Source organism: Streptomyces sp. NPDC002835, assembly GCF_053591995.1.
The window spans coordinates 1-23,968 of sequence record NZ_JBSFUW010000030.1; the positions used below are offsets into that span (position 1 = coordinate 1).

At 70.3% G+C, this 23,968-nt stretch carries 23 protein-coding genes and 4 pseudogenes; 9 read left to right on the forward strand and 18 right to left on the reverse strand.

The genetic code is table 11. The features are described from left to right. Positions 1-114: 114 nt before the first annotated feature. From ACWD01_RS26970 to dhaM (ACWD01_RS26980), 3 genes and pseudogenes are all read right to left on the reverse strand, one after another. Positions 115-533: pseudogene (locus tag ACWD01_RS26970) on the reverse strand (IS5 family transposase); the annotation flags it as partial. Positions 534-664: 131 nt separating this feature from the next. Next, entirely contained in the window at positions 665-955 is a 291-nt protein-coding gene (locus ACWD01_RS26975) for an HPr family phosphocarrier protein (RefSeq protein WP_451165387.1), read from the reverse strand. Then, entirely contained in the window at positions 939-1,331 is a 393-nt protein-coding gene (gene dhaM, locus ACWD01_RS26980; protein WP_451165388.1) for a dihydroxyacetone kinase phosphoryl donor subunit DhaM, read from the reverse strand. The genes ACWD01_RS26975 and dhaM (ACWD01_RS26980) overlap by 17 nt, the downstream gene beginning before the upstream one ends. Before the next feature lie 593 nt (positions 1,332-1,924). Between dhaM (ACWD01_RS26980) and ACWD01_RS26985 the strand changes: the two genes are divergently transcribed. The 5 genes and pseudogenes from ACWD01_RS26985 to ACWD01_RS27005 all read left to right on the forward strand — a co-directional run. Continuing rightward, entirely contained in the window at positions 1,925-2,701 is a 777-nt protein-coding gene (locus ACWD01_RS26985) for an MIP/aquaporin family protein (RefSeq protein WP_451165389.1), read from the forward strand. Next, positions 2,698-3,696: a dihydroxyacetone kinase subunit DhaK gene (dhaK, locus tag ACWD01_RS26990; protein ID WP_451165390.1), complete on the forward strand. Its 999-nt coding sequence runs from the start codon at positions 2,698-2,700 to the stop codon at positions 3,694-3,696. The genes ACWD01_RS26985 and dhaK overlap by 4 nt, the downstream gene beginning before the upstream one ends. A 156-nt stretch (positions 3,697-3,852) precedes the next feature. Continuing rightward, on the forward strand, positions 3,853-4,479 hold the full coding sequence (gene dhaL, locus ACWD01_RS26995; RefSeq protein ID WP_451165391.1) for a dihydroxyacetone kinase subunit DhaL: 627 nt from the start codon (positions 3,853-3,855) through the stop codon (positions 4,477-4,479). Further along, a complete protein-coding gene (locus tag ACWD01_RS27000) occupies positions 4,476-6,164 on the forward strand; it encodes a phosphoenolpyruvate--protein phosphotransferase (protein WP_451165392.1) in 1,689 nt (562 codons plus the stop codon). The genes dhaL (ACWD01_RS26995) and ACWD01_RS27000 overlap by 4 nt, the downstream gene beginning before the upstream one ends. Before the next feature lie 764 nt (positions 6,165-6,928). Next, a pseudogene (locus ACWD01_RS27005) lies at positions 6,929-7,060 on the forward strand (type I glyceraldehyde-3-phosphate dehydrogenase); the annotation flags it as partial. Positions 7,061-7,269: 209 nt separating this feature from the next. Here the strand turns inward: ACWD01_RS27005 and ACWD01_RS27010 are convergent. From ACWD01_RS27010 to ACWD01_RS27030, 5 genes are all read right to left on the reverse strand, one after another. Beyond that, entirely contained in the window at positions 7,270-8,982 is a 1,713-nt protein-coding gene (locus ACWD01_RS27010) for a dihydroxyacetone kinase family protein (protein ID WP_451165393.1), read from the reverse strand. 93 nt (positions 8,983-9,075) lie between these two features. Beyond that, positions 9,076-10,050 carry an aldo/keto reductase gene (locus ACWD01_RS27015; RefSeq protein ID WP_451165394.1) on the reverse strand — a complete coding sequence of 325 codons (975 nt, stop codon included), beginning with the start codon at positions 10,048-10,050 and terminating at the stop codon, positions 9,076-9,078. Positions 10,051-10,155: 105 nt separating this feature from the next. After that, positions 10,156-10,782 carry a dihydroxyacetone kinase subunit DhaL gene (gene dhaL / locus ACWD01_RS27020; RefSeq protein WP_451165395.1) on the reverse strand — a complete coding sequence of 209 codons (627 nt, stop codon included), beginning with the start codon at positions 10,780-10,782 and terminating at the stop codon, positions 10,156-10,158. Positions 10,783-10,907: 125 nt separating this feature from the next. Continuing rightward, positions 10,908-11,258, reverse strand: coding sequence for a hypothetical protein (locus ACWD01_RS27025; RefSeq protein WP_451165396.1), 351 nt, complete (start codon positions 11,256-11,258; stop codon positions 10,908-10,910). A 268-nt stretch (positions 11,259-11,526) separates the two neighbouring features. Further along, the gene (locus ACWD01_RS27030) at positions 11,527-12,291 is read right to left on the reverse strand and encodes an IclR family transcriptional regulator (protein WP_451165397.1); all 765 of its coding nucleotides are present in this window, start codon (positions 12,289-12,291) and stop codon (positions 11,527-11,529) included. A gap of 68 nt (positions 12,292-12,359) precedes the next feature. Between ACWD01_RS27030 and dhaM (ACWD01_RS27035) the strand changes: the two genes are divergently transcribed. The 3 genes and pseudogenes from dhaM (ACWD01_RS27035) to ACWD01_RS27045 all read left to right on the forward strand — a co-directional run. Next, a complete protein-coding gene (gene dhaM, locus ACWD01_RS27035; RefSeq protein WP_451165398.1) occupies positions 12,360-12,752 on the forward strand; it encodes a dihydroxyacetone kinase phosphoryl donor subunit DhaM in 393 nt (130 codons plus the stop codon). Further along, a complete protein-coding gene (locus tag ACWD01_RS27040) occupies positions 12,736-13,023 on the forward strand; it encodes an HPr family phosphocarrier protein (protein WP_451165399.1) in 288 nt (95 codons plus the stop codon). Before dhaM (ACWD01_RS27035) ends, ACWD01_RS27040 begins: the two co-directional genes overlap by 17 nt. Before the next feature lie 125 nt (positions 13,024-13,148). Next, positions 13,149-13,310: pseudogene (locus tag ACWD01_RS27045) on the forward strand (ATP-binding protein); the annotation flags it as partial. Here ACWD01_RS27045 and ACWD01_RS27050 read toward each other — a convergent pair. Both ACWD01_RS27050 and ACWD01_RS27055 read right to left on the reverse strand, forming a co-directional pair. Beyond that, positions 13,294-13,482 (reverse strand): annotated as a pseudogene (locus ACWD01_RS27050) (ISL3 family transposase); the annotation flags it as partial. The pseudogenes ACWD01_RS27045 and ACWD01_RS27050 overlap by 17 nt on opposite strands. Positions 13,483-14,084: 602 nt before the next feature. Continuing rightward, positions 14,085-14,831, reverse strand: coding sequence for a CPBP family intramembrane glutamic endopeptidase (locus tag ACWD01_RS27055; RefSeq protein WP_451165400.1), 747 nt, complete (start codon positions 14,829-14,831; stop codon positions 14,085-14,087). A 269-nt stretch (positions 14,832-15,100) separates the two neighbouring features. On the opposite strand from ACWD01_RS27055, the gene ACWD01_RS27060 reads away from it, so the two are divergent. Beyond that, positions 15,101-15,565, forward strand: coding sequence for a transposase (locus ACWD01_RS27060; RefSeq protein ID WP_451165401.1), 465 nt, complete (start codon positions 15,101-15,103; stop codon positions 15,563-15,565). 271 nt (positions 15,566-15,836) lie between these two features. On the opposite strand, the gene ACWD01_RS27065 is transcribed toward ACWD01_RS27060, so the two are convergent. The 8 genes from ACWD01_RS27065 to ACWD01_RS27100 form a co-directional block, all read right to left on the reverse strand. Then, positions 15,837-16,214 (reverse strand): hypothetical protein, encoded by a 378-nt coding sequence (locus tag ACWD01_RS27065; protein ID WP_451165402.1) that lies wholly within the window; start codon positions 16,212-16,214, stop codon positions 15,837-15,839. Next, complete coding sequence (locus ACWD01_RS27070) at positions 16,211-16,798, reverse strand: TetR/AcrR family transcriptional regulator (protein WP_451165403.1); 588 nt, start codon at positions 16,796-16,798, stop codon at positions 16,211-16,213. The genes ACWD01_RS27065 and ACWD01_RS27070 overlap by 4 nt, the downstream gene beginning before the upstream one ends. Positions 16,799-17,114: 316 nt before the next feature. Continuing rightward, complete coding sequence (locus ACWD01_RS27075; RefSeq protein ID WP_451165404.1) at positions 17,115-17,258, reverse strand: hypothetical protein; 144 nt, start codon at positions 17,256-17,258, stop codon at positions 17,115-17,117. 722 nt (positions 17,259-17,980) lie between these two features. Next, complete coding sequence (locus ACWD01_RS27080) at positions 17,981-19,675, reverse strand: multicopper oxidase family protein (protein WP_451165405.1); 1,695 nt, start codon at positions 19,673-19,675, stop codon at positions 17,981-17,983. A gap of 622 nt (positions 19,676-20,297) precedes the next feature. Next, complete coding sequence (locus ACWD01_RS27085; protein ID WP_451165461.1) at positions 20,298-21,530, reverse strand: cytochrome P450 family protein; 1,233 nt, start codon at positions 21,528-21,530, stop codon at positions 20,298-20,300. Between the two features lie 5 nt (positions 21,531-21,535). Further along, entirely contained in the window at positions 21,536-22,522 is a 987-nt protein-coding gene (locus ACWD01_RS27090) for an amidohydrolase family protein (RefSeq protein WP_451165406.1), read from the reverse strand. Further along, the gene (locus tag ACWD01_RS27095; RefSeq protein WP_451165407.1) at positions 22,519-23,406 is read right to left on the reverse strand and encodes an NAD(P)-dependent oxidoreductase; all 888 of its coding nucleotides are present in this window, start codon (positions 23,404-23,406) and stop codon (positions 22,519-22,521) included. The genes ACWD01_RS27090 and ACWD01_RS27095 overlap by 4 nt, the downstream gene beginning before the upstream one ends. Beyond that, a complete protein-coding gene (locus ACWD01_RS27100) occupies positions 23,403-23,741 on the reverse strand; it encodes an antibiotic biosynthesis monooxygenase family protein (RefSeq protein ID WP_451165408.1) in 339 nt (112 codons plus the stop codon). Before ACWD01_RS27100 ends, ACWD01_RS27095 begins: the two co-directional genes overlap by 4 nt. Positions 23,742-23,968 lie beyond the last annotated feature (227 nt).

Sequence of the window (23,968 nt, forward strand, 5' to 3'; positions counted from 1 at the left end):
GGACGACAACACCAAGCCCGTATCAGCCACTACAAGCGACGAGGCCACACACCACCAGAAACTGCCCCACCGTCACGCAAAAGACCGTTGCAGTATTAGGCGCTGTTTCTCGGATCACGTGCGGAGCCAGATCGCGAGGGCTGCGAGTGTGACGGTGCCGAGGTGGATGTAGGCACGCTTCTCGTAGCGCGTGGCGACGGCGCGGAAGCCTCTGAGGCGGTTGATGGTGCGTTCGACGGTGTTCCGCTCCTTGTAGAGGTCGGCGTCGTGGTTGAGGGGCCGACCACCGCTGGCGCCCTTCCTCTTCCGGTTGGCGGCCTGGTCCTCCTTCTCCGGGATGACCGCCTTGATTCGGCGTTTACGCAGGTGGGCATGGTTGCCGTGGGACGAGTAGGCCTTGTCCCCGGCGACCGCGTCCGGCCGGGTGCGGGGGCGGCCGACGGGTCCGCGCACCCGCACCTTCTTCAGGACGGGGTTGAATGGCGGCTGTCCGCTGCCTGGCCCGCGGTCAGCTTGAACGCCAACGGGCGGCATGAACTGTTCCGGGTTTGATCGAGACTCTAGGTCGTGACTGTGACCGGTGATCCCACACATCAATGGTGCATACGTTCGGCTGAGTGCACCGCCGCAAGCGGCGGCGCGTTCGGTGCGGGGGCGGCGGGGGTTATTCGGCCGTGGCGAGGATGCCGGCCAGTGCCGCGACGGCCTGTTCGGCGTCAGGGCCTTCGGCACGCACGGTCACGGTACTTCCGGCGGTGGCGCCCAGGCCCATCACCGCCAGGACGCCTGTCGGGTTGACGGTCCGGCCGGAGTATTCGAGCTGCACGGTACTGGTGAATCCGGCTGCGGCGCGGGCGAGCTGGCCTGCCGGGCGGGCGTGCAGGTTGGCGGGCAGGACGACGCCGGTTTCGTGGCTGGCCGTGGCCGTGGCGTTGGAGTCAGAGCTTGTGGACATTGCGAGCCTCCTTGGCGGCGTCGGCGACGGTCTTGAGGTCGGCGCCGGATGCGGCGGTGACGACGGCTGCGACGGCTCCTTCGACGAAGGGCGCGTCGACGAGGGTGACGTCGGGGCGGGGGTGGTCTTCCAGGACGGTGCGGGCGGTCAGGACGGAGCTGCCGAGGTCGGGAAGGACGACGACGCCGCCCCCGCGGTCGGCGTCCTTGATCGCGTTGAGAACCAGGTCATAGCTGGTGCCGATCCGGCCGTCGTCGGTTCCTCCGGCGGTGGCGAGGGGGACGTCCTCCGAGCCGATCTGCTCCACCAGCACGCGAAGGCCCGAGGCGAGCTCGGCGCTGTGGGACACAAGGACGATGCCAACAGGTGCGTTCATGAACGGCTACGTTAAATCTCGGAACGCTGTTCATCAATACTGAACTCAGGGAAATTTTTCGACGCCCGCCTGCCCACCGCGCCCCGGCGGAGCAATCACCTCTCCTGCCGTTGACCGTCCGGCAAGGCGGCTGGTGCCATCGCGACCGCCGGCCCCGCCGAGTGCCTGCCGACCGAACCGGGACACCCGAGGCCCGCGGCGACCGCGCCGGAGACCGCCCGCAATCAGCCCCGCGATCAGCAAATTACTTGGCAGGTCGCCCCATCCGTCGACTCAATGCCATCCACACGAAGGCGGCGACCACCGCCACACCCCTCACCCGCGATGCCGACGCCGATGCCGCAGCAGCCTCCCACCGTCCGCCGTTCGGAGCGGGTTGCAGAACCCCTTGACAGGCGCGGAACACGGACTTAATTTCTCGGAACACCGTTCATCCATGATGAACCACTTTCCCGGATGCCGCTGGCTTTCCGGTTTCCAATGAGCCGGCCGCCAGGTTGCCCGACCCTGACCACCTGGCGGCCCCCTCCCTTCACAGCCCGCTCATGCGGAGGAGGTGAGCGCCCCGTGCAATGTGGCATGGGCGCCCAACTATGGAAGAGAACACGTACCCTCAGAAACTTCTCGCCGAGATGCTGGGCACCGCCGTACTGGTGTTCATCGGCGTCGGTTCGGTCCCCGCGACGCTCATCGTCGGCGGCGATGCCCCGTTCACCATGGCGCAGCTGGGAATGATCTCGCTCGCGTTCGCCACCGCGGTCATCGCGATGGTCTACTCGATCGGCCATATCTCCGGCTGCCAGATCAACCCGGCCATCACGTTGGCCCTCGCCGCCACAAAGAAGATGCCCTGGCGGGACGTCCCCGGCTACATCGCGGCCCAGGTGGCCGGAGCGGTGCTGGGCGCGCTCGCGATCGTGGGGGTCCTGGGGAAGAAGGCAGTCGACGTCGGCCTCGGTATCGCCGCCTACGGCACGGGTGTCGGCGCCGGGCAGGCCTTCTTCGCCGAAGCGGTCGGCACGTTCCTCCTCGCGTTCATCGTGTTCGGCGCCATCGACCGGCGCGCGCCCGGCGGCTTCGCGGGCCTGGCCATCGGCCTCGGCGTCTTCGCGATCATCATCCCGGTGGCGCCGGCTACCGCGGCGTCCATCAACCCCGCCAGGACACTCGGCCCCATGATCACGGGAGAGCTGTTCGGGGGCACGGTCCACTGGGACCAGCTGCCGGTCTACTTGGCCGCCGAGGTCATCGGCGCCGTCGTCGCCGGTTTCCTCTACGTCGCCCTCAACGCCCGCCGCAAGGCAGTCGCCGCAACCCCCGCCGAGAGCCCGGCGGCCCAGCCCGCCACGGCCGAAGGAGCCCTGTCATGAAGAAGCTCATCAACGCTCCCGAAGCGGTCCTCACCGACGCCCTGTCCGGTATCGCCGCCGCCCACCCGGGGCTGAACGTCGACACGGAGAACAAGGTGATCACCCGCGCGGGCGGCACCCGAGCGGGCAAGGTGGCCCTGCTGTCCGGGGGTGGTTCCGGGCACGAGCCGCTGCACGGCGGTTTCGTGGGAGCGGGCATGCTGGACGCGGCCTGCCCCGGCGAGGTGTTCACCTCGCCCGTCCCCGGCCAGATGCTCACCGCGGCCCAGGCCGTCGACGGCGGCGCGGGCGTGGTGTTCATCGTGAAGAACTACACCGGTGACGTCCTCAACTTCCAGATGGCCGCCGAACTCGCCGCCGAGGAAGGCCTCAGTGTGGAGACCGTCCTGGTCGACGATGACGTCGCCGTCCAGGACTCCACCTACACCGCCGGCCGCCGCGGCACCGGAGCCACCGTCTTCGTCGAGAAGATCGCCGGGGCCCTCGCCGAGCAGGACGCCGACCTCGACGCCGTCGCCGAGATGGCCAAGCGGGTCAACGCCTCCTCCCGGTCTTTCGCCGTGGCCCTGACCGCCTGTACCACGCCTGCCTCCGGCAAGCCCGGCTTCGACCTGCCCGAGGACGAGATGGAGGTCGGCGTCGGCATCCACGGCGAGCCCGGCCGCCGCAGGGAGAAGCTGCGCCCCGCCAAGGAGATCGTGGCCACGGCCCTGGACGCCATCCTCGACGACCAGCCGCTGGCCGCCGGGGACGACACCATCGTCATGGTCAACGGCCTGGGCGGCACCCCGCTCATCGAGCTGTACGTGGTGTTCAACGAGGTGGCACGGGTGCTCGCCGCGAAGAACGTAACCGTCGCCCGCAGCCTGGTGGGCAACTACGTGACCAGCCTGGACATGGCGGGCGTCTCCATCACGGTGTGCAAGGCCGATGCCGACATGCTCGCCCTGTGGGACGCGCCCGTGAACACCCCCGCCCTGCGCTGGGGCGCCTGACCGAGCCGGGGGCGGGCCGCCCGATCCGCAAGGGCCCGGGCCAGAGCCTCCCCGCAGCCAGCTCTCCCCGGACCGCACCCCTTGCCGCATCCAGCGGCCGGCCCCCGGCTCATCCCCTCGTAAACCCGCTGCGCAAGCCTTGAACGGAGCATTTCCGTGGACATCGACCTCGCCCGCGCGTGGGTGCAGGCCATCGCCGCCGCCGTGGACCAGCACAAGGACCACCTCACCCAGCTCGACTCGGCCAATGGCGACGCCGACCACGGCGTCAACATGCACCGCGGCTTCTCCGCCGTCACCACGGCCCTGGACGGCGTCGAGCCGGACACCGTCGGAGCCCTGCTGGTCAAGAGCGGCACCACCCTCATCTCCAGCGTCGGCGGCGCCTCCGGCCCGCTGTACGGGGGCGCCTTCCGCGCCATCGGCAAGACGCTGGATGCCCCCAAGGCCACACCCCAGGAATTCGCCGCCGCACTCGCCGCCGGCCTGGACAGCATCAAGAAGCTCGGCGCGGCCTCGCCGGGCGACAAGACCATGATCGACGCCTACGCGCCCGCGCTGGCCGCCTTCCAGCAGCAGGCCGATGCCGGAGCCGACCTCGCCGCTGCCGCCCTGGCCGCAGCGGACGCCGCCGAGGACGGGATGCGCGCCACCACCCCGCTGCAGGCACGCAAGGGACGCGCCTCCCATCTCGGCGCCCGCAGCATCGGCCACCCGGACCCCGGTACCGCCTCCACCGCCCTGATCTTCCGTGCCCTGGCCGAGACGGCGGTGGCCCGATGACCGACCGCCTCACCTATGAAGGGCACACCGCCGCCGCCGGCACCGCGTTGGGCTTCCTGCGCCGCACCGACCGTCCCACCACCCGCAGCTCGCTGCCCCAGCGCACCAATGGCGACGGCGCGCAGCAGATCACCGACGCCTTCGACGCGGTCGCCGCCCGCCTGCTCGAGCTGTCCGCCTCGCTGCGCGAACAGGGCAAGGACGAACAGGCCGACATCATGGAGGTCAACGGCTACATCGCGCAGGATGCGGACCTGCGCGACCAGGCCGTCAAACGAGCAGGCGAAGGCCGGCCGGTGGCCGTCGCCGTGCGGCAGGCCATCGACGCCTACGCCTCAGTCATCGCCGCCCTGGACGACCCGACCCTCGCCGACCGCGCGGCCGATGTGCGCCAGGTCGGCCGCCGTGTCCTGGCCCACCTGTACGGCGAGACCGGCCCCACACCCGACCAGCCCCTGATCCTGGTGGCCCACGAGATCGGTGCCGCGGACCTGCTGGAGCCGGGCCAGACCGTGACCGGCGCCATCTCCGTCACCGGCGGCCCGAACTCCCACGCCGCGATCGTCGCCCGCTCCCAGGGCATCCCTTTGCTGCTCGCTGTCGACCCGCAGCTGCTCGAGTTGCCCGACGGCCGGGAAATCCTCCTCGACACCGAACGCGCCACCGCCGTCGTCCATCCCGGCGACGACGAACGCACCACCGCTCTGCAGGCCATCGACGCGGCGCGGCTCCGCAGGCTCGCGCTCGCACAAGAGCGCGACCTGCCGGCCCGGACCCTGGACGAGCACGACATCGTTCTGCGGGCCAACGTGGCTACGCCGGCCGAGGCCCGGACCGTACTGACCGCCGGCGCCGACGGGGTTGGGCTGCTGCGCACCGAGCTGCCCTTCCTCAACCACGCCGCCTGGCCCACCCGCAACCAGCACGCGGCCGCCCTCGTCCCGGTGCTGCGTGCCCTCGCCGGGCAGACCGTCACTGCCCGGACCCTCGACTTCGCCGACGACAAACTGCCGCCGTTCCTCGCCAAGGGCCGTGAGGGCGAGCGGCTCGGCCGGGGCCTGCCTCTGATGCTCGCCCAACCCGACGCCTTCGCCGACCAGTTCCGCAGTCTGCTCAGCGCCGGAGCCGACACCGACCTGCGCATCATGATCCCCATGGTCGCGAGCGTCGACGAGCTGCGCGCCTGCCGCGCCCTTCTCGATGCTGCGGCCGCCGAACTCGGCGTCAGCGCACCCCCGCTGGGCATCATGGTCGAGCTGCCCGAAGCCGTCGCCGCAGCTGATGAACTCGCCCGCGAAGCGGCCTTCTTCTCGATCGGCAGCAACGACCTCACCAGTCAGATCCTGGGCATCGACCGCCGCGACCCCGCCGCCACCCCGGCCATGGCCGCGCACCCTGCCGTCCTCAACGCCATCGACCAGGTCGTCACCGCCGCACACCGCCACCACCGTCAGGTCTCCGTCTGCGGTGACGCCGCCGCCCATCCCCTCGTCACCCCCCTGCTCGTCGGCCTCGGCGTCGACATCCTCTCCGCAGCCCCCTCCGCACTCGACGAAGTCCGCGCCCGCATCCGCCGCCTGCGCTACGACGCCTGCTCCTCGCTGGCCGCCGGCGCCCTCACCCGGGAGAGTCCCGAAGAGGTCTGGCAGCTCGTGCAGCAAACGTGCATGCCGTCGCTGCCATGACGCCTGCCGCATCGCCGGCCCGGAGCTCCGCCCGGCGCCGGCCTCCTCCGTGCGCGCTGCAGGCCCGGACAGCGAGCCGGGGACCCTGCGGTCCCCAGGCGCTGTGCGACCTGCCGACCGCGAGGACCGGACCGGGGCGCACCCCTGCCGGTGCCTGGAATGCCTCGCAGCCGCGCCGCTTGCGCGCTTCGGCCTGCAACTGGCTCCCGGCGGGCGTCCCGGCACTGTTCATCTGGGCCGGGCTGCTCGCGGCCCGCCCGGCCGGCGCACTGCGGGCTCGCGCCCACCACCTACTGAACGCGGCCTACGACCGCGGCGTTCGCTACATCGACACCGCCTGCTCCGCCCGCCGCAGCCCAGCTGCGCGTGACCGCGCAGGAGGCGAACGTCTCCTGCGACGCCTCGCGCACCCGGGCCAGCAGGCCGCCGATGTGTCTGCGTGCGCACTCGAGATCCTCCAACCCATGACGGGGACAGGGAGACACTCGTTCGCGCCCTCTTCCAACTGCAGCGGCAAGACGTGCACCTGGAGCCGGCATCGCCGGCTATCCACTCTGATCACCTGATCCGTCTTCTGGCGGCAGGTCTGTGGTGCGAGGCCGAGGATGCCGACCCCGTGATGGCCAGGTTCTCGCCGGAGACCGGAACGGACTGGTGCGGCATTACCTGGCCATGCGCGCCGACAAGGCTCACCTCCAGGAGCTTCTGAGAGAAGATCCCCGCCGGTCCGTTCGCTCGCGTTTACCCCTTCACCAGAGCTGAGCGCCTCCTCGATCTTCGGCTCGGCTCTCACCTGCGTCGCCGGCCGCCACGTGAAGGTGGTCGTCTGGTACGACAACGAGTGGGGCTTCTCGAACCGCGTGATCGACACGCTCGAACTCCTCGCCACCCGCTGACCGGACGCCGTGGCGCAGTCCGGGGCGCTCGTCGAGCGTCACGGTGCTGGAGAGTGGGTTGTCTGGGCGGCTTGCCGCCTTGAAAGCGGAGAAAACGGGCCTTGAGGGCGCGAACGCGTCCTCAAGGCCCGTTCAGGGCGCGGCTCTTGTGGCTGGGGAATGCCGTGCGGGACCGATGCAGTGGTCGGCGTGACCCGCGCCGGTCGGGGTCAGCGCGCGGTGAGACGCTCCGGGTCGGGCAGGCGCGTGGCGGTGGCCGGCTCGTACACGTTGGCGAGCGCGGTGAACAGCAGTGCCACGCCGAAGGAGCCGGGGTCGGGGACGCCGATGGCGTGCTGGCCCACGTAGCTGGCGCGGCCGCGCCGGGGGGTGAGGGAGGCGGTGCTCAGGGCTCCCTGGATGGCGGCCTCGGCGGCAGCGGTGAAGGGGCTGTCGGCGGCGCCGTCGCGGGCGGCGGCGGCCAGGGCTTCGGTGGCGGGAGCGAGTGCGTCCACGAGGGTGCAGTCGCCGACCTCGGCTCCGCCGACCCGGTGGATGGCGTCGAGGCTGGATTGCGCTGCGTCGGCGACGGCCCCTGCGTCAGGCGCCTGGTCGTCGGACCAGGACACGGTGGCCAGGTCCTGGAAGAGGAGCCCGAAGAGCGGACCGCTGGTGCCGCCGACGTCGTTGAGGAAGGCCTCGGCCAGGGCAGCAACGCCGTCGGTCCCCGATGCGTTCCGCTTGACCGCCCGGCGCACGCCGCCGGCCAGGTTGTCGCCGAAGTCGCCGTCGCCGACGAGCTGGTCGAGGGCGGTGAGGTTGTCGTGGGCCTGGGAGACGATCGCCGCATAGCGGTCGAGTACGGCTCGGCTGGCCGGGGCCTCGCCCTCGCCTGCGGGGGTGGCGGCCGGTTCGGCCATCACCCTCGCCGCGGTGTCCGGGGTCAGGGTGAGGGAGGGAAGGACGAGCGGCGTGTCGGTGGGTGCCATCCACAGCTCGGCCCACTCCGCCTTCATGTGGGTGAGGGTGATGGAGAAGCCGGCCATGTCCAGGGCCGAGGTGAACGTGCCGGGCACGATGGCCAGGGGCGTGATGCCGCGGGCTGCCAGCAGGTCGTGCAGGATCGAGCCGATGGCGTGCAGTTCCAGGCTGGTCGTGGCACCCAGGCCGTTGACGACGGCCAGGACCTTCTCCTGCCCTGCGGGCAGGGCCGTCAGCAGGTCGTCGGTCATCTGCGCCACGAGCTCTTCGACGGGGCGGTGGTCGATGGTGCGTGCACCGCGCTCGCCATGGATGCCGACGCCGTAGTCGAGTGTCCCGGGGCTCAGGTCGAAGGCCGGTGCCCCGGTCGAGGGTGAGGTCTGGGCTCGGGCCGCGACGGCGAGGCTGCGGGAGCGCGCAACGATGTCCGCGCCCAGGGCGGCGAGTTCGTCCAGTTTGGCGCCCTGGTCGGCGAAGGCTCCGAGCAGCTTCTCCAGCACCACGGTTGCGGCGGTGCCCCGGCGACCGGTCGCGGCCTCGGTGCTGTCGGTGGCCAGGTCGTCGTCGACGAGGACAGTGGCTACGGGGATGCCGTCGTGGCGAAGGCGTTCCGCGGCAATCTGAAAGTTGATCAAGTCACCGGTGTAGTTCTTGATGATGAGCAGGACGCCGTTGCTCTTCGCGGCGGCTGCGCCGGCCTCGTAGATCTGCCGGTTGTGCGGGGAGGCGAAGATCTCGCCGGGGCAGACGGCGTCGAGGCCGCCGGGGCCCAACAGGCCGGTGTGCAGGGGTTCGTGGCCAGAGCCGCCTCCCGCAACCAGCGCGACCGTGCGGTTGGGGTTGCTGGTGCGGGCCCGCAGGTACAGCGGGCTGCTGTTCACTTCGATCAGGCCGGGGTTGGCCAGGGCGAGACCGCGTGCGGCGCTGAGAACCGTGTCGGCTTGCGGGAGGAAATACGTCATGGGGAAAGGCTCCGTTGGAAAGCGAGGGTGGATGGATCAGCGACCGTCAGGCGGTGGGGTGTTGAGGTCAGGTGAAGCGGCTGGCGGTGCGGCTCACGTCCAGGCCAGCTGAGAGCGGTGCGTCCAGTAGGCGCCGGCGGGTTCGGCCAGCTCGGTGAGCCGCTGAAGCTGGGTGGGCTGGAGCTTGACGCGCGCTGCCGCGAGGTTGCTGGTGAGCTGGCCGACCGTGGCGGCTCCGGAGAGCACGACGTCGGCCCAGGGCTCGGCGGCAACAGCCGCGAGGGCGACGGCGTCGCACGAGGCACCGGTCTGACGGGCGATCTCGCGCAGAGCGCTCATCTCGGGTGCGACAGCGTGGGGGTCGGCCAGGCGGCCGTTGGCCAGGGCCTCCTTGACGATCACCGCGCAGCCGGCGTCGTGTGCTTCGGCTAGCGCCTCGCCTGCGGAGCGCTCCAGCAGGTTGTAGGTGGTCTGGACGCTGCCGAACAGCGGCCTTCCGCTCACCGTGACCGACAGTGCCGCGCGGATGGTGTCTGCCTGGTTCGGGCCGCTGGTGGACAGGCCGACGGTCACTCCTTCTTCCGCCAGTCGTGCCAGCCGCTCATGCAGGGCGGTGTCGCTCAGTGCGGGGCTGTCCGGGGTGACGGAGTGAATCTGGTACAGGCTGAGCCGGCCTCCCAGCAGGGCGCGGGTCTCGGCAACTTGCCGGTCATAGGCGGCCGTGCTGTGGTCCTTGACCTCGTGGACGTCTGCCTGGGTGCTCCAGTCGGCGGTGTAGGTGTAGCCCCACTTGCTGCCCACCACGATGTCCGTGACGTCGGAACGGGCCTGAAGCCACTGGGCGAGATACCTTTCCGCCAGCCCGTAGGAGCGGGCGGCATCGAAGTAGCGCACCCCCTGGGCATAGGCCGCGTCCATCAAGGCGAAGGCCCGCTCTTTGAGGGCTTCGGCCGAGCGAACCGCGGGCAGATCCGTGTCCCGGCCCAGCGTGATGTAGCCGGGCCGGCCGACGGCAGCCAGGCCCAGACCGATCCGCAGGGGCGAGGCCGCCCGGAGTGTCAGACTCATGCGAGGAAACCTTCGTGGCAGTGGGCCGCAGCAGGCGAGCAGAAGCGGGGCATCCCAGGCCGATGCCGGGAGCCGGTTACTGCCTGGTGCGGGTGGGGCGGTCGGTCAGGCATGGGCCGCTGTGTCGGCGAGGGCGCGGAAGATCAGGGCCGTCGAGGTGGCTCCCGGGTCCTGGTGGCCGACGCTGCGCGCCCCGAGGTAGGAGGCGCGGCCCTTGCGTGCCTGCAGGGGCGTGGTGGCGCGCATGCCTTCCTCGGCGGCGTCGGCGGCAGCCGCTGCCGCTGCGGCGAAGCCGGTTCCCTGACGGGCCTGCCCCTCGAAGGCGGCCACGGCGGGCGCATACGCGTCGATCATCGTCTTGTCGCCGGGGACGGCCGTGCCCAGCTTCTGGATGCTTTCCAGACCGGCGGCGAGTGCCTCGGCGAACGCGAGCGGGTCGGCGGCAGGAGTGTCCAGGGCTTTGCCCAGTGCGCGGAACGCGCCCCCGTACAGCGGTCCCGAGGCACCCCCGATGGTGGAGATGAGGGTGGTGCCGGTCTTGATGAGGACGGCTCCGACCGTGTCGGGGCTGAGGTCCGAAACGGCGGCGGCAGCAGCGGTGAATCCGCGGTCCAGGTTGGTCCCGTGGTCTGCGTCACCGATCGCCGAGTCGAGCTGGGTGAGGTGATCCTTGTGCTGGCCCACGGCGACGGTGATGGCCTGCACCCACGCACGGGCGAGGTCGATGTCCATGGGGGTCTCCGTTCGATGATCGGTGCATACGGGGTCGGTGGTTGGAAGAGCCGGGGGCGGGGCGCAGTTCACACGGCCACCTCTGGAGGGCCGCGCCTCATGCACAGCCCCGCCCCCGACCCGGTTCAGGCGCCCCATCGCAGGGCGGGGCTGTTCACGGGCGCGTCCCACAGGGACAGCATGTCTGCATCCGCCCTGCACACCGTGGTGGAGACACCCGCCGCGTCCGGACGGGTCACGCAATTGCCCACCCGCCTGCGGGCGAGGGGCACCTTCGTCGCGGCGCGTACGCCTGCCACCGCACAGGCAATCGCGGTGACCGCGGCGAAAGCGAAGGAGAGCGTTCCCGGCTGCGCCGGGGCGAACGGGGCGCCAGCGCTGGTGATCGCGACCGCAGGGACGGACCCGACGATGAGCGGCAGCACGGCCATCCCCGGCGTCCCGGCGAGGAGCCTTGGGCGGGAGTTCTCTTCCATCTGACGGCGCCCGGTGCCGACGCTGGCACGGACGCTTCACCTCCTCCGCGTGATGCGGGCTGTGACGGCAGAGGAGCCGCCGGGTCCTTCTGTTCGGGCAGAACCCGGCGGCCCTGTGGGAACCGGACGGTCCACGCTCTCGGCGTTGTTCATCATTGATGAACGTTGTTCCGGAAGTTAAGCCCACGTTTCACGCCTGTCAAGAGCCCTCGGCACCGGTCGGCCGCAACGCCGTGGCGGGGCGAGGCCCCGATGCGGGGCTGTGCGTCTAGGCGCCCGGGGCGTAGGCGGCCCGGCGCGGGGCTCCCAGGTCGCGGGAGAGATTGCGGGCAGTTTCCCGCACGGCCACGGCGAGTTCCTGGCGCGTCGATTCGCCCAGCATGCGCTCCACCGGGCCGACGATGCCGATGGCGCCCGCCACCTCGCCGGAGCGGTCGAAGACCGGCGAGGCGATGCCCGCGTCCCCGATGGCCGACTCCTGGTCCTCGACCGCGTAGCCGGCCTTGAGGACCTCTTCCAGGTGGCCTGCCAGCGCCTTCCGGTCGGTCATGCTGGCACTGGTGAGGACCGTCAGCTCCCCGGCGAGCAGGCGTTCGCGAACATCCGCCGACGACGACGCCACGATGGCCTTGCCCAGGGCGCATGTGTTCCACGGGATGCTCGCGCCCACCTCGAGAATCTGCACTGCGCCCTCGGGGCGGAACGCATGATGGACGATCAGCACGTGGTCGCCCGTGAGGACGCCCACCCACACGGCTTCCTTGGTGCGGTTGGCCAGAGCGTCCGCCCAGGTCAATGACCGTGTCCGCAGCTCGTGCGTGTCCAGATAGGCGTTGCCCAGCTGCACGAGGTTCGGCCCCAGCTGGTACTTCGAGCTGTCCCGGTCCTGTCCGACCAGGCCCTCGATCTCCAGCGTGCGCAGCAGGGCGTGCACGGTGGGCTTCGCAACGCCCAGCCGGTCGGCCAGCTCGGTGACACCCAGCCGGGGACCGCCGGAGGCGAGTTCCCGCAAGATCTGCACTGCTCGATGCACAGACTGGACCATAGAGATCTCCGATTCAGTATTGCTGAACAGTGTTCCGAGATTTAATGTGACTGTTCATGAGCACACCCGTCGGCATCGTACTCGTGTCCCACAGCGCCGAGCTTGCTGCAGGTCTGCGCCTGCTGGTGGGCCAGATCGACTCAGACGCCGTTCCCGTCGTCACCGCGGCCGGAACCGACGACGGCAGGATCGGCACCAGCTACGACCTCGTGCTCAACGCGATCGAGGACGCCGACCGGGGAGCTGGGGTTCTGGTTCTTCCCGACCTCGGCAGTTCCGTTCTGACCACCCGCACCGTCCTGGACGACCACCCCCGCCCGGACGTCGTCATCGTCGACGCTCCATTCGTCGAGGGCGCCGTCGCCGCAGTGGTCGCCGCCGCGTCCGGTGCCGACCTGCACACCGTCGTCAAATCCGCTGAAGAGGCCCGCCATGTCCGTAAGCTCTGACACCTCCCCCGCCGCCACCAGCCACGAAGCAGCCGTTGTGCTTCCCGCCAACCTCCACGCCCGCCCCGCCGGGCAACTCGCCCGCGCAGCGGGTCAGTTCTCCAGCACCATCGAGCTGGACCACAACGGCAAGACGATCAATCCCACCGGCGTTCTCGGCGTCATGGGCCTGGGGGCCACGGCCGGAAGCACGGTGACCGTACGGGCCACCGGTCCCGACGCCCACGACGCAGTCACCGCGCTGACCGACGTCCTCGCCAACGCCGAATAGCCCTGACCGTCATAAGGCCGCAGATGACGAGCCGCGATCTGTACGTACCTCCGGCCGGCGCCGCGCCTGCCGGCGAAGCCGAATACACCTGCCCGCTGCCGCATATCCCGGAAGCAGTCCGCACCATGCGCCATCGTGCGCGCACCGTGCTCAGAGGCTGGGCCATACCTGCGGCCACGACAGACGACGCGGTCCTGGTGATATCCGAGCTGGTCACCAACGCCATCGCTCACGCCCTCCCCCCCGGCCGTGCTGCGGCTGTCACTGCGGGATACGCAGCAGGACGCGCAGGGCGGTGTGGCGAGAGAGGCCCGCCGCGAGTATCGCCAGCAGACGTGAGCCCGCCCGGCCAGCCAACTCCTTGACCACAGTCTTGACTTGCCTGGTCAGACGGGCCGTGCGTCGCTGGTAACGCTCCAGCACCCCGGGCACCTGCTCACGGAAGGTCTGCAGGTCGCCGACCGGTTCCATCTGTGACAGGCCTCGGCCGGGCCGCGGAGACTTGCGTCGCCGCCCATCGCGACTGCCTCCGGGAACCCGTCGCCCAGCGGCGTGTTGCCGGAGGCCCGACTGGCTTCCCGTCGGCCGCAGGACGACTCGGAGCCCGTCGGCCGGCGGGTCGAGCGCAAGAAGGCAGCACATGCCCTGGTCCACAAGTTCTTTTGCCCAAGGTCACTCACGCCGGGCGATTGCCCGGGCAAGATGGGGCGGGGAGCGCAGCGAACCACGCCCACCGGACGACGCCGACGACGCAGCGCCCCGTACCCCCGGGAAGAGAACGGGCGCCGCACCCACACGATGCCGCACCCGGCCGGACCCGCTGCGCTCCGACCGCATCTCGCACCGGATCAGTCCGGTTGACTGATCCCGCGCCCCGGCGTTCCGCCGCCGCGCCCCGAGAAACTTCTGGCCGTTGCGCGGGCGGCGCAGGGCGCGGCGCGTCGTCCGGGATAATCGACCGCCCGCCACCCCGTGGCTTTCTGCCGGACGGGAGCGGCCATCGCGCAGCGTCGCATTCCTACGTGTGTCGGTGCGCCGTTGACGACGCCGACATGCGCCGATCAGCCCCACCAGCGACTCGCCGCCCAGGCGAGTGCGTAACCCGCACTGTTGAGGGCGCAGTGCAGCGCCACGGGTGGGACGAGGCTGCCGGAGCGGCGGCGGAGCTCGCAGAGAAGCACACCGGCGAGGGCGGTGCCGACGACCGCCGCCGTCACGGACAGGGCGACGCCGACCTGGCCGGCTCCGAAGACCGCTTGGGCCGCCGCGTTCGCGCGCGTGAGTCCGCGTGACGGCTGTACGTGCCAGAGCCCGAAGAGCACCGAGGAGACGACGGTGGCCCATACAGGACCCCACCGCCGCCGAGCCATGGCCCACAGCACGCCGCGGAATGCGATCTCCTCGAGCAGCACCGTGCCGAGCGGTACTCGGACCAGTACGCGGTACACCAGTTCTTCGGGAGACAGGCCCGCGGCTCGCTCGTCCTGGAATGCCTCCCGGGTGAACGGCAGTGCCAGGCCCACCGACAAGACCACGAGAACGGCTCCGACCAGGACCAGGCCCCAGCGCAGACCGCGGCGGGCCGCGGCCCTGCCGAGCCCCAGGTCGTCCCAAGTGAGGCCGGACCGGCGGGCGATCAACACAAGCAGCACGGCCGCAACTACACAGACCGGCACGTACCAACCGGGGGCGAGCAGGTCGTTGAGCGCGTTCGCGGCCGCGAGCACCACGACGGCCAAGAGCAGCATCCACATGGCCGCACAAGCATCGCCGACGTTCGCGAGAGCGGCCCGCACGCGCTGTTCCACGGCGCGCCGCCTGATACCGGTCACGGACGGCGCAGGATCCCAGTACCTGTCAGGCACGCAGCACGACCGCCTTCTCTCGAGCCACCCGCGCCTGGTCGCGGGCGCCGGCGTCGTTCGCGCTCGACGAGAGGAACGTCGATCGGATACCGGAGGGTTGCCACAAGCGCGGCGGGCACCGCAACTCAGAGGAGTAGGCGGGCGAGCAGTCGCCCGTCACCGCCGCCCGCGACAGCCCGGCAGCCTCTCTCCCACGCTCGCCTCGGCCAAGCATGCCTTGCGGGCCCTGGCCGCCGCCGGCTCGACCTCAGCAAAGGAGGCCAAGAGCTACGACACCCGCTGACCCGCACGAAGTCGCACGCACCCGAGCTCGTCGACGCGTTTGGTATCGGGCCGGACACCGCCGCCGAAGTCCTGGTCGTCGTCGGCGACAACCCCGAGCGCATCCCTTCCCAGGGAGGTTCGCCAAACTCATCGGCGTCCGACCCGTCCCCGCGGCCTCCGGCAAGACCACCAGACACCGACTCAACCGCGGCGGTCGCCGACAGCTCGACTCCGCGCTCTACCGCATCGTGATCGTCCGCATGCGCTTCCACCAGCCCACGATCGACTACGTCGCACGCCGCACCGCCGAGGGCAGGACGAAGCAAGAGATCATCCACTGCCTCAAGCGCTACCTCGCCCGGGAGACCTACCAGATGATCAAAGCTCAGCCAGAAAATACCGCAGCGGCTTGACGAACTGAGTAGGAGCGTCAACGCCGCCGCCGAGTCGTTCTTTCGCACTTCTGAGGAAGAGATCGGCACCCGCTGCCGGCCCGACCGGACCGCTGCCCGCGCAGAGGTCTTCGCCTTCATCGAGACCTTCTGCAACCGGCGGCGACTGCCGAAGCGTCCGGCCTGGGGCTACCTCACCCCGCTGGAGATCCGACAGCGACACGAGCAAGAACACGCCCTCGCCGCGTAAGCAACGAGTGTCCGGCATCACGGGGGAAGTTCACCTGGGGGTTCACGTTGCGCCGGCCGCCGCCAGAACCGCCACCGGCAACAGCAGCATCCATTGCGGCAAGCGCAGCCAGGGCTTCGACCAGCTCGCCGCCAGTGACACCACCAGGAACACGGCTGAGTAGGCCACGAAGTGGGTGGCCAAGAGCCAAGCGATGGTGTCACCGCCGGGACGGTCACCCAGAGCCAGCCAGATCAGGGCAGCGGCCGCCAGCATCAGGTCGGCCGTGACCATGTGCCAGACTGCGTGCAGGACACTGCGGGGCTCATCGGGGAGGTTGCCAGCCAGCAGGGGTCGAACGACATCCCGACCACCCGCGATGGCGTGGATGGCAGCGACCGCGCCGGCGGTTATCCCAGCAGTGAGGAACCAGGTGTTCATCGGGTCTCGATTCCGCGGCCCACGATGGCCGCCAGTTGCGTGGCCAGCCTGAGGCTGGGCTGCCCGCCCACCAGACCGACGTGGAAGAAGACGGCCCCAGCCAGTGTGTCCAGAACCAGATCGACCGGTACGTCTCGGTCAGCCTCTCCGCGCTGGACGGCTCGCTCGAACACTGCCACCAGGCAGTCCTTGGCCGGGGCCAGGAACTGGGAGCGGATGCGGGCCTGCAGGTCCGGGTTGGCGGCAAAGTCGGCCAGGAGGCCCGGCAGGGCCGCAGCGGCGGCTGGGGCGGAGAACTCCTGGATCAGGGCCTCCAGCAGCGCCGTTAGATCACCAGCCAGCGTCCCCGTGTCTGGTGCCGGAGCCGCCTCCGCCTCGGTGAAGACCGCCTCGTACACCAGCTCAGCCTTGCCCGACCAGCGCCGGTAAACAGTGTCCTTGCCGACTCCGGCCCGAGCCGCCACCGCCCCAATTGAGGTTTCGGCGTAGCCGACTTCGGTCACCAACGCGGTCGTAGCGGTCAGGATCGCCTGATGGGCACGAGTGTCTCTGGGACGCCCACGCGGGGCGCTGGGCAGCGTCATGGAATAACCATACGGGACGTCCCGTTGGGGATTTTGCGCGGGGGCGCTCGGTTCTGGTCAAGCTGGTCCTCGCCCGGGTTGCGTCACCGGTCGGCGCCGACGACGCAGATCTACTTGCAGCCGCAGTCGGTCGCAGGGCCTGGAAGACGCACGCTCGTGCACGTGCGGATCACGCGCTGCGGAGCCGGATCCTGTTCGTGCTGCATACCGGCATCCAGTGGGAGTACCTGCCCCATGAGCTCGGCTTCGAGCTCCAAATACGTCAACCGCGGTGGGCGGCCCAGCCGTCGGGCATCTCCGATCTCGTCGTCGATCTTCACATACTGTGCGGCGAGCAGGCGTCGAGGTCATTCGACTTGCGCAGCGTCTCGGTCGTGCCGATGCCGAGCTTCGCGGCGACCGCTTTCATCGCGGCCCACGCGATGTCGTAGCCGGGCCGCGCCTCGGCGACCATGCGCACCGCACGACGGCGAGCTCAAGCGGGTACTGGGGTGGCAAGGGCGCGGTCCCTGTTCCGGCGGGCGATGTGTTCACGCCGGGACTGTCTGCCGGCGTTCGCCGCGTCGAGGTGGCGGCCCTTCGGTGCCGGGGACCCGTAGGGGTTGTTCTACCGCACGTTTTTCGAGGCCCCGCACGTGGCCGGCGTTCCCCCATGCGGGAGTTGATGCCGATGCCGCGGCCGGTGACCGGGTGCCGGCGCACCGGCCAGCAGTTCCGGGTAGTGGGCATCGGTCAGCAACCACGGCATGTACCCGGACGCGCCCGGAGCGCGCCCCGCATCTCGCTCGGGGCCAGGGCCTTCTCCGGCAGGACCGGGTGGGGCGGCCCGTCGTGGGGGGGCGTGCTGCCGGCACGCGGCGACCGGCTTGTCCAGCAGCTCTTGCAACTCGGCCATGGTGAAGCGTGCTTCGTCCTCCACGGCCTTGCTGCCTGAAGGACGTGGGAACCGGTCCAGCCGGCGACGTGCTGTGCGAAGAGTGTGTTGATGGCGCCGAAGGCCCTCGACGGAGCCCTTGGCGGTCGGCGAGCGCGGCGGCGTGGGCTGCATGCTCATCCCCGGGGTGTCGAAGGCGGCCAGGAAGGCCTCCGGCACGAACGCCCTGCCGCGGTCGATGAATGTCGTCTCCGGCACTCGGTCCCGCCCTCGGCCGGCCGGCAGCACTTGGGGGCCGATGGGCGGGGTCATTGGTAGGCCAGCGTGGTCATCATGCCGGATTCCGAGTGGTAGATGTTGTGGCAATGGAGCATCCAGTTGCCGGGGTTGTCGGCGTCGAAGTCGGCGACGAGCTTGTTGTGGGGCAGGACGGTGGCAGTGTCCTTGCGGGCGCCGTGGGCGTCGATGCCGGTGAGGGCGTAGGTGTGGCCGTGGAGGTGGACGGGGTGCCACATGTCGGTGGCGTTGATGACGACGAGTCGTACGCGTTCGCCGTGTTCGATGCGGTGGACGCGGTCGGGTGTGTAGGGGCGGTGGTCAAGGCCCCAGTCGTTGTCCTGGACGCCGCCGGTGAAGGTGAGTTTGAGGATCCGGTCGGGTCGGCGCCGGTCGAGTTCGACGGATTCGTGGGGCCTGAGCCGACGGGCTGACTGGAGGACGGTGCGCCGCAGTTCGGCGGGGCGGGTGGTGGGGGCGGGGAGTGCGCCGCTCGCTGTGCGCAGGACGGCCATGGCGGCGCCGTCCTTGCCCTCTGCGAGTGCAGTGAGCGGGAAGACGCCGTCTTTCGCGGTGATCAGTGCGTCGTACCGTTCGCCCATGCCGAGGAGCAGGGAGTCGGTCCGGTGGTGGCGTACGGGGAAGCCGTCGCTGTGGGTGATCGTCATCCGGTGGCCGCCGAGTGCCACGCGGAACGGTGTCTCGGCGCCCGCGTTGATGATGCGCAGCCGGATCCGGTCGCCGGGTCGGGCTCTGAACTGGGTCGGGTCGTCGGGTGTGCGTCCGTTGATCAGGTAGTGCGGGTAGGCGATGTCGCCCGTGTGGCCGCCGAGCAGCGGGCTACTGGCGCCCGTCATCAGCCGGCCGGGCCCCTTGCCCTTCTGCGGCGAGGGCGACGGGTCGTCCCGCCCAGGCGCGTGGGCCCCCGGCGGCCCGTACCCGGCCGCGATTCCCCCGGAGGGTTTGGACGGTACGGGACGGTCGCCGCGGTCGTGACCGCCCTTGTGCGCGGAGCCGTGGCCCATGGCGGGCTTGCCCTTGCGGAGCTGGTCGAAGACGTCTTCGGGGCTGGAGCCGCCGATGCCGTCGATCCAGTCGTCCAGCAGGACGATCCATTCCGCGTCGTAGGCGAGTGGCTCGTTGGGGTCGTCCACGATCAGCGGTGCGTACATCCCGCGGTCGATCTGCAGACCCAGGTGCGGATGGAACCAGTACGTGCCGGGGTGCGGTGCCTGAAAGCGGTAAGTGAAGGATCGGCCCGGTCCGATGGGCGGTTGTGTCACCTCGGGCACGCCATCCATGTCGTTGCGCAGGGCGATGCCGTGCCAGTGCACCGTGGTGGGGTCGCGCAGATGGTTGGCGAGCGTCAGCTGGAGCGTGTCGCCGGCGGTGATCCTCACCGCTTCGCCGGGCAGTTCGCCGTTGTACGTCGCCGTCCTGACGGTGCGTCCGCCGCCGATCTCGACCGTCGCAGGTGTGGCCGTGAAGGTGAGACCGCGGACCTTCCCTTCGGGGCTGGGCGTCCATGTGGGCCGGACCTTCTTGCCGTCCGCGGAGACGGAGCCTCCGGTTCTGGGGTCCGCGGCCTCCTTCCCGGCGCCGCCGGCGTGGTCCGCGCCGCTGCCCGAGCAGGCAGTGAACAGTGCGGATCCCGCCGCGGCGATCCCCGCGCCGAGTACGGCACGCCGGGTGGGAGAGGTGGGACGGGCGTGATCCTGCCTGTACATGGTCCTCCGGTCGGTCGCACTGCGCCCCTCCCGCCCCGGGCGAGGGGACGACGCCCCGGGCGGGGCCTGACGCGGCAAGAACCAGCATGGAGCACAATGCTGGAAAGATCCCGTAAGTTCGTGTCTGTCTTGTCTGTCGTGCCGAGGGAACGGCGGCCGGTGCGGCGGGGCGCACTCGGCCCCTTGAACCCCCACGGCAGCCTTGAGCACCGCGGACCTGCCGGAGAAACACCCAACGATTCAAGCCTTGAGGCCGCCGAAGACGGAGCTGAACGCCCGTGGGGTGGGAAGGGGCTCGCCGCGGAGGCGGCCGTGTCCGGTTCCGGCCGTCTCGGAGCTCCAGGAGCTGCTGCACCGACCGGTGATGGCGAGCGACGCGGCGGCGAGGCGCGAGGCCCGGGATCGGCTGCTGCCGCAGGGCCCCGGGGGAGCTTTTCGCGGATGCGGAGCATGCGCTCCACTCTCCTGATCACGTCATGGAGGTGCCCCGGTCCGGTGAGGGATCCGGGGCATGAGGCGGACACAGGAGACCTTCCCGGCCCCATCTGATCCGACCCGCGCGGTGAAAGCGGGCTCGGGGGCAACGGCTCTCACCGCGGACGGCTGCTGAATTCGCTGCCGGTCACGGCTCGGGGTCGAGCACGACCGGCAGTTCCGCGAGGCCGCGGAAGGCGGGGAAGGGGACCTCCATCCACTTCGCCCCACCTTCGGGGTCGGCCAGAGCGACCCCCGGGAAACGGCTGAACAGGCTGGTGAGGGCCAGTTTCATCTCCAGCCGCGCCAGCGGTGCGCCCAGGCAGTAATGGCTTCCGTGACCGAACCCGAGGTGGGCGCTCTGTTCGCTTCCCGGCCGCTTCACGTCGAACTCGTCCGGGGAGTCGAACTTCCGCGGATCGCGATTCGCGGAAAGGAGCGAGATCTGCACCAGGGCGCCCTTCGGGATCCGCGTACCGCCGATCTCCACATCCTCGGTCGCGAACCTGAATGTCGCGCTCTCCACCGAGCCGTCGTAGCGCACCAGCTCTTCCACCGCGGGGCCGACCAGCTCAGGCTTCTCCTGCACGGCGCGCAGCTGTGCAGGGTTGGCCAGGAAGTGGTACACGGCATTGCCGATGAGGTACGCGGTCGTCTTGTGACCGGCGAACATCAGCAGGAACGCCGTCGAGACCAGCTCGCTCTCCGTGAGGCCACCGTCCTTGTCCCGGGCCCCGGTGAGCGCGCTGAGCAGGTCCTCGCCGGGGTGCTCACGCTTGCGCGCGATGAGCTCCGTGAAGTAGGCGTGGAGGTGCTCCTCGGCCTTCTGCTGCGCCTGCTTGGACTCCCTGCTGAATCCCGTCTGAGCCACCGTGGTGGACAGTCGCTGCATGTGGGACCGCTCCTCGGGCGGCACACCGAGCAGTTCGCAGATCACGATGATCGGCAGCGGGAACGCGAACGCGGGCAGCAGATCCATCGGCTCCCGGGTCGGGCACGCGTCGAGCAGCGTCTCGACGATGTCCTGGATCTTCGGCCGCAGCGCCTCTACGCGGCGCGGGGTGAAAGCGGAGTTGACGAGCTTGCGCAGCCGGGTGTGCTTGGGCGCGTCGGAGTTGAGCATGTTGTCGTCCAGCGAGACCGACGAGTCACCGAAGATCCTCCGGTAGGCGTCCATGGCCCCGTACATGTCCTTGCTCAGCCGAGGGTCGGCCAGGGCGGCACGGGCGTCCTCGTACCGTGTGATCAGGTATGTTTCGACGCCGTGCGGCGGCTTCATCGGGCAGACGGGCGCCGCTTCCCGGAGGGAGGCGTACACCGGGTACGGGTTCCGCCGGAAATCGGCTGTGCACTGCTCGGCTGTGGTGACGGGGTCTTGCATGGTGGTCACAGACGGCTCCTGAGGTCGAAGAGGGCCTCGGCGTTGCCGCCGAGGATGAGCTGCTGGGACGCCTTGTCCAAGGGCAGCTTCTCGATCATGTGGATGAGGTCTTCCAGCGGTGCGGACAGCGGCGGTGAGTCGCTGCCGAACAGCATCCGTTCGGGTCCGAGGACCTCCGCGTTGAGGCTCAGGTGTGCCGGGCTGAACGGGCTGGTGTCGACGTACATGCGCCGCAGGGCCGCGGCCGGGTCCGCCGACGGCGCCAGGGGCGCCGCCCGGTCGGACACCGGCGGATCGGACCGGTCGGAGGGCGGCGCTCCGCCGCCCCAGTGGCGGGGGCGCGCCGCCGTCTGGAGGCGCTCCGGCAGCAGCGCCATCGCGCCGCCGCCGGTCGCGCCGATCAGCCGCAGGCCGGGGTACTTGTCCAGCCAACCCGCGAACGCGATCATGGCCATGCCCATGGTGACGTCGCCGAACCGGCCGATCTGCTCGACGAAGCCGATGGCGTCCACGCGCTCCGTGCCGATCGGTTCGGCCGGTGCGTGCACCAGGACCGGGACTCCCGCCTCCGCGGCCAGCGCGAAGAAGGAGTCCGCCCGCGGCGAGCCGAGCAGCTCGCCGTGGACGCTGGAAGTGGTGATCAGGCCGACGAAGGCGGGGTCCGCCAAGGTCTCCCGCACGCCTTCCAGATGGTCGTCGTCGCCGAACGGGTTGGCGTAGACGTACCCGCGCAACTGGTCCGGGAACGAGGAGATCAGGCCCGACATCCAGGTGTGGAAACCACGCAGCCGGTCGCGCGGCTGCTTGTAGTTGTCGACGCCCGGGACCCGTGCCATCGCCCCGGCGCCCACCGGGCTGCCAATGATGGTGAGGTCGATCCCGGCCTGGGCGCGGGCCGCGAGCATTCCGTCGACGTCGGTCAGGCTCGGGGGCATGGGGAAGCGTCTGGCCGCCTCCGGTGGGGACAGATGTCCGTGGATGTCGATGATCATGTGTGGGTTCCCGGTTCCGGTGTGACTGCTCGGGCGACCGCGGCGCAGTCCTCGTCACCGAGCCCCTGCTCGGTGGCGCGGGCGTGGGTCTCCGCGGCTGCGGCGGTGAGCGGAAGGCGCAGGCCTGCCGCCCCAGCCTGCTCCGTAGCGAGCATGAGGTCCTTCGCCATCAGGCGCAGCCGGAAGTCCGGCTCGTCGAAACGCCCGGTGGCCAGGCGCCGCGACTTGAACGCCATGACCGGCGAGGCGAAGCCGCTGCCCGCGATCGCCGTGAGGACGAGCTGCTTGTCGAGGCCGAAGACGGCCGCCAGTTCGGCGGCCTCGGCCATGGCCTGGACCTCTATCCCCATGAGGAGATTGAGGAGCAGCTTCATCCGCATGCCGGAACCGAGTGCGCCCAGATGGACGACCTCCTTGCCCAGCATTTCCAGCAGCGGCCGGCCGGCGGTGAAGACCCGCTCCTCGCCGCCGACGAACAGCCGCAGTTCGCCGTCGCGGGCGTGGTCGCGATTGCCGAGCATGCCGACGTCCAGGACGGAGGGCACGTCCGCGGCGAGACGGACGACCTCCTCGGGGGCGACGGTGCTGGCACAGATCAGGGCGCCGGGGTAGGTGCCTTGGGCCAGGACGCCGTCCGGGCCGTGCAGCACGGCACCGAGGGCGTCGCCGTCGGCGACCGTGCAGATGGCGGCGCTCGTACCCTCGACGGCTTCGCTCGGGCGGCCGGCGGCGACGGCGCCGGCCGCGGCGAGCGGCTCGGTCCGCTCCGGGGTGCGGTTCCAGACCCGCACCCGTACGCCTTGCGCGAGGAGGCGCGTGGCCAGGCCGGTGCCCATCGTGCCGAGACCGAGGACGGCGACGGGGCCGTGAGTGGTGGGCGTCATGACTTGTCCTCCACGGTCTCCGTGACGACCCGGAACCGCAGCGACTGCGTTGAGTCGACCCACTTGCGCAGCGGAGCCACCAGTGCTTGATGGTCCTCACTCTGCTGCCAGGCGAAGAAGCGTTCGGGCGTCTCCCATTCGCTGGTGATCACCCACAGACGGGAGTCGTCCACCGGTTCTCCCAGTCTTTCGACGAGGTGCCCGGGGGTACGGGCGACGGATTTCCGCATCTGCTCGTACATCTCCAGGAATCCTTGCTCGCCGCCCTCGATCACACGAACCGCGAAAACCACTGACAGGTTTTGGGCCGTTCGGCCGTTCTGCACAGTGCCCATGTCTCCTCCTCATGGTGAGTTCCGGCAGGACACGCTTCCCAAGGACTCATGGCCACCATGACGACGCAACTCCCCTGCGTGTACGGCCCAGCCGGGACAAGGGCCTTGCTCGGTTTCTTAGCCCGTCCGGGTGGCTCCGGAACCACGCCTCGCCGAGGCGGATCTGAGCGCCGCGCCGAAATGGCGCCCACGAATGCAGGGACGGCGAACGGACGGTTTCTCTCGGA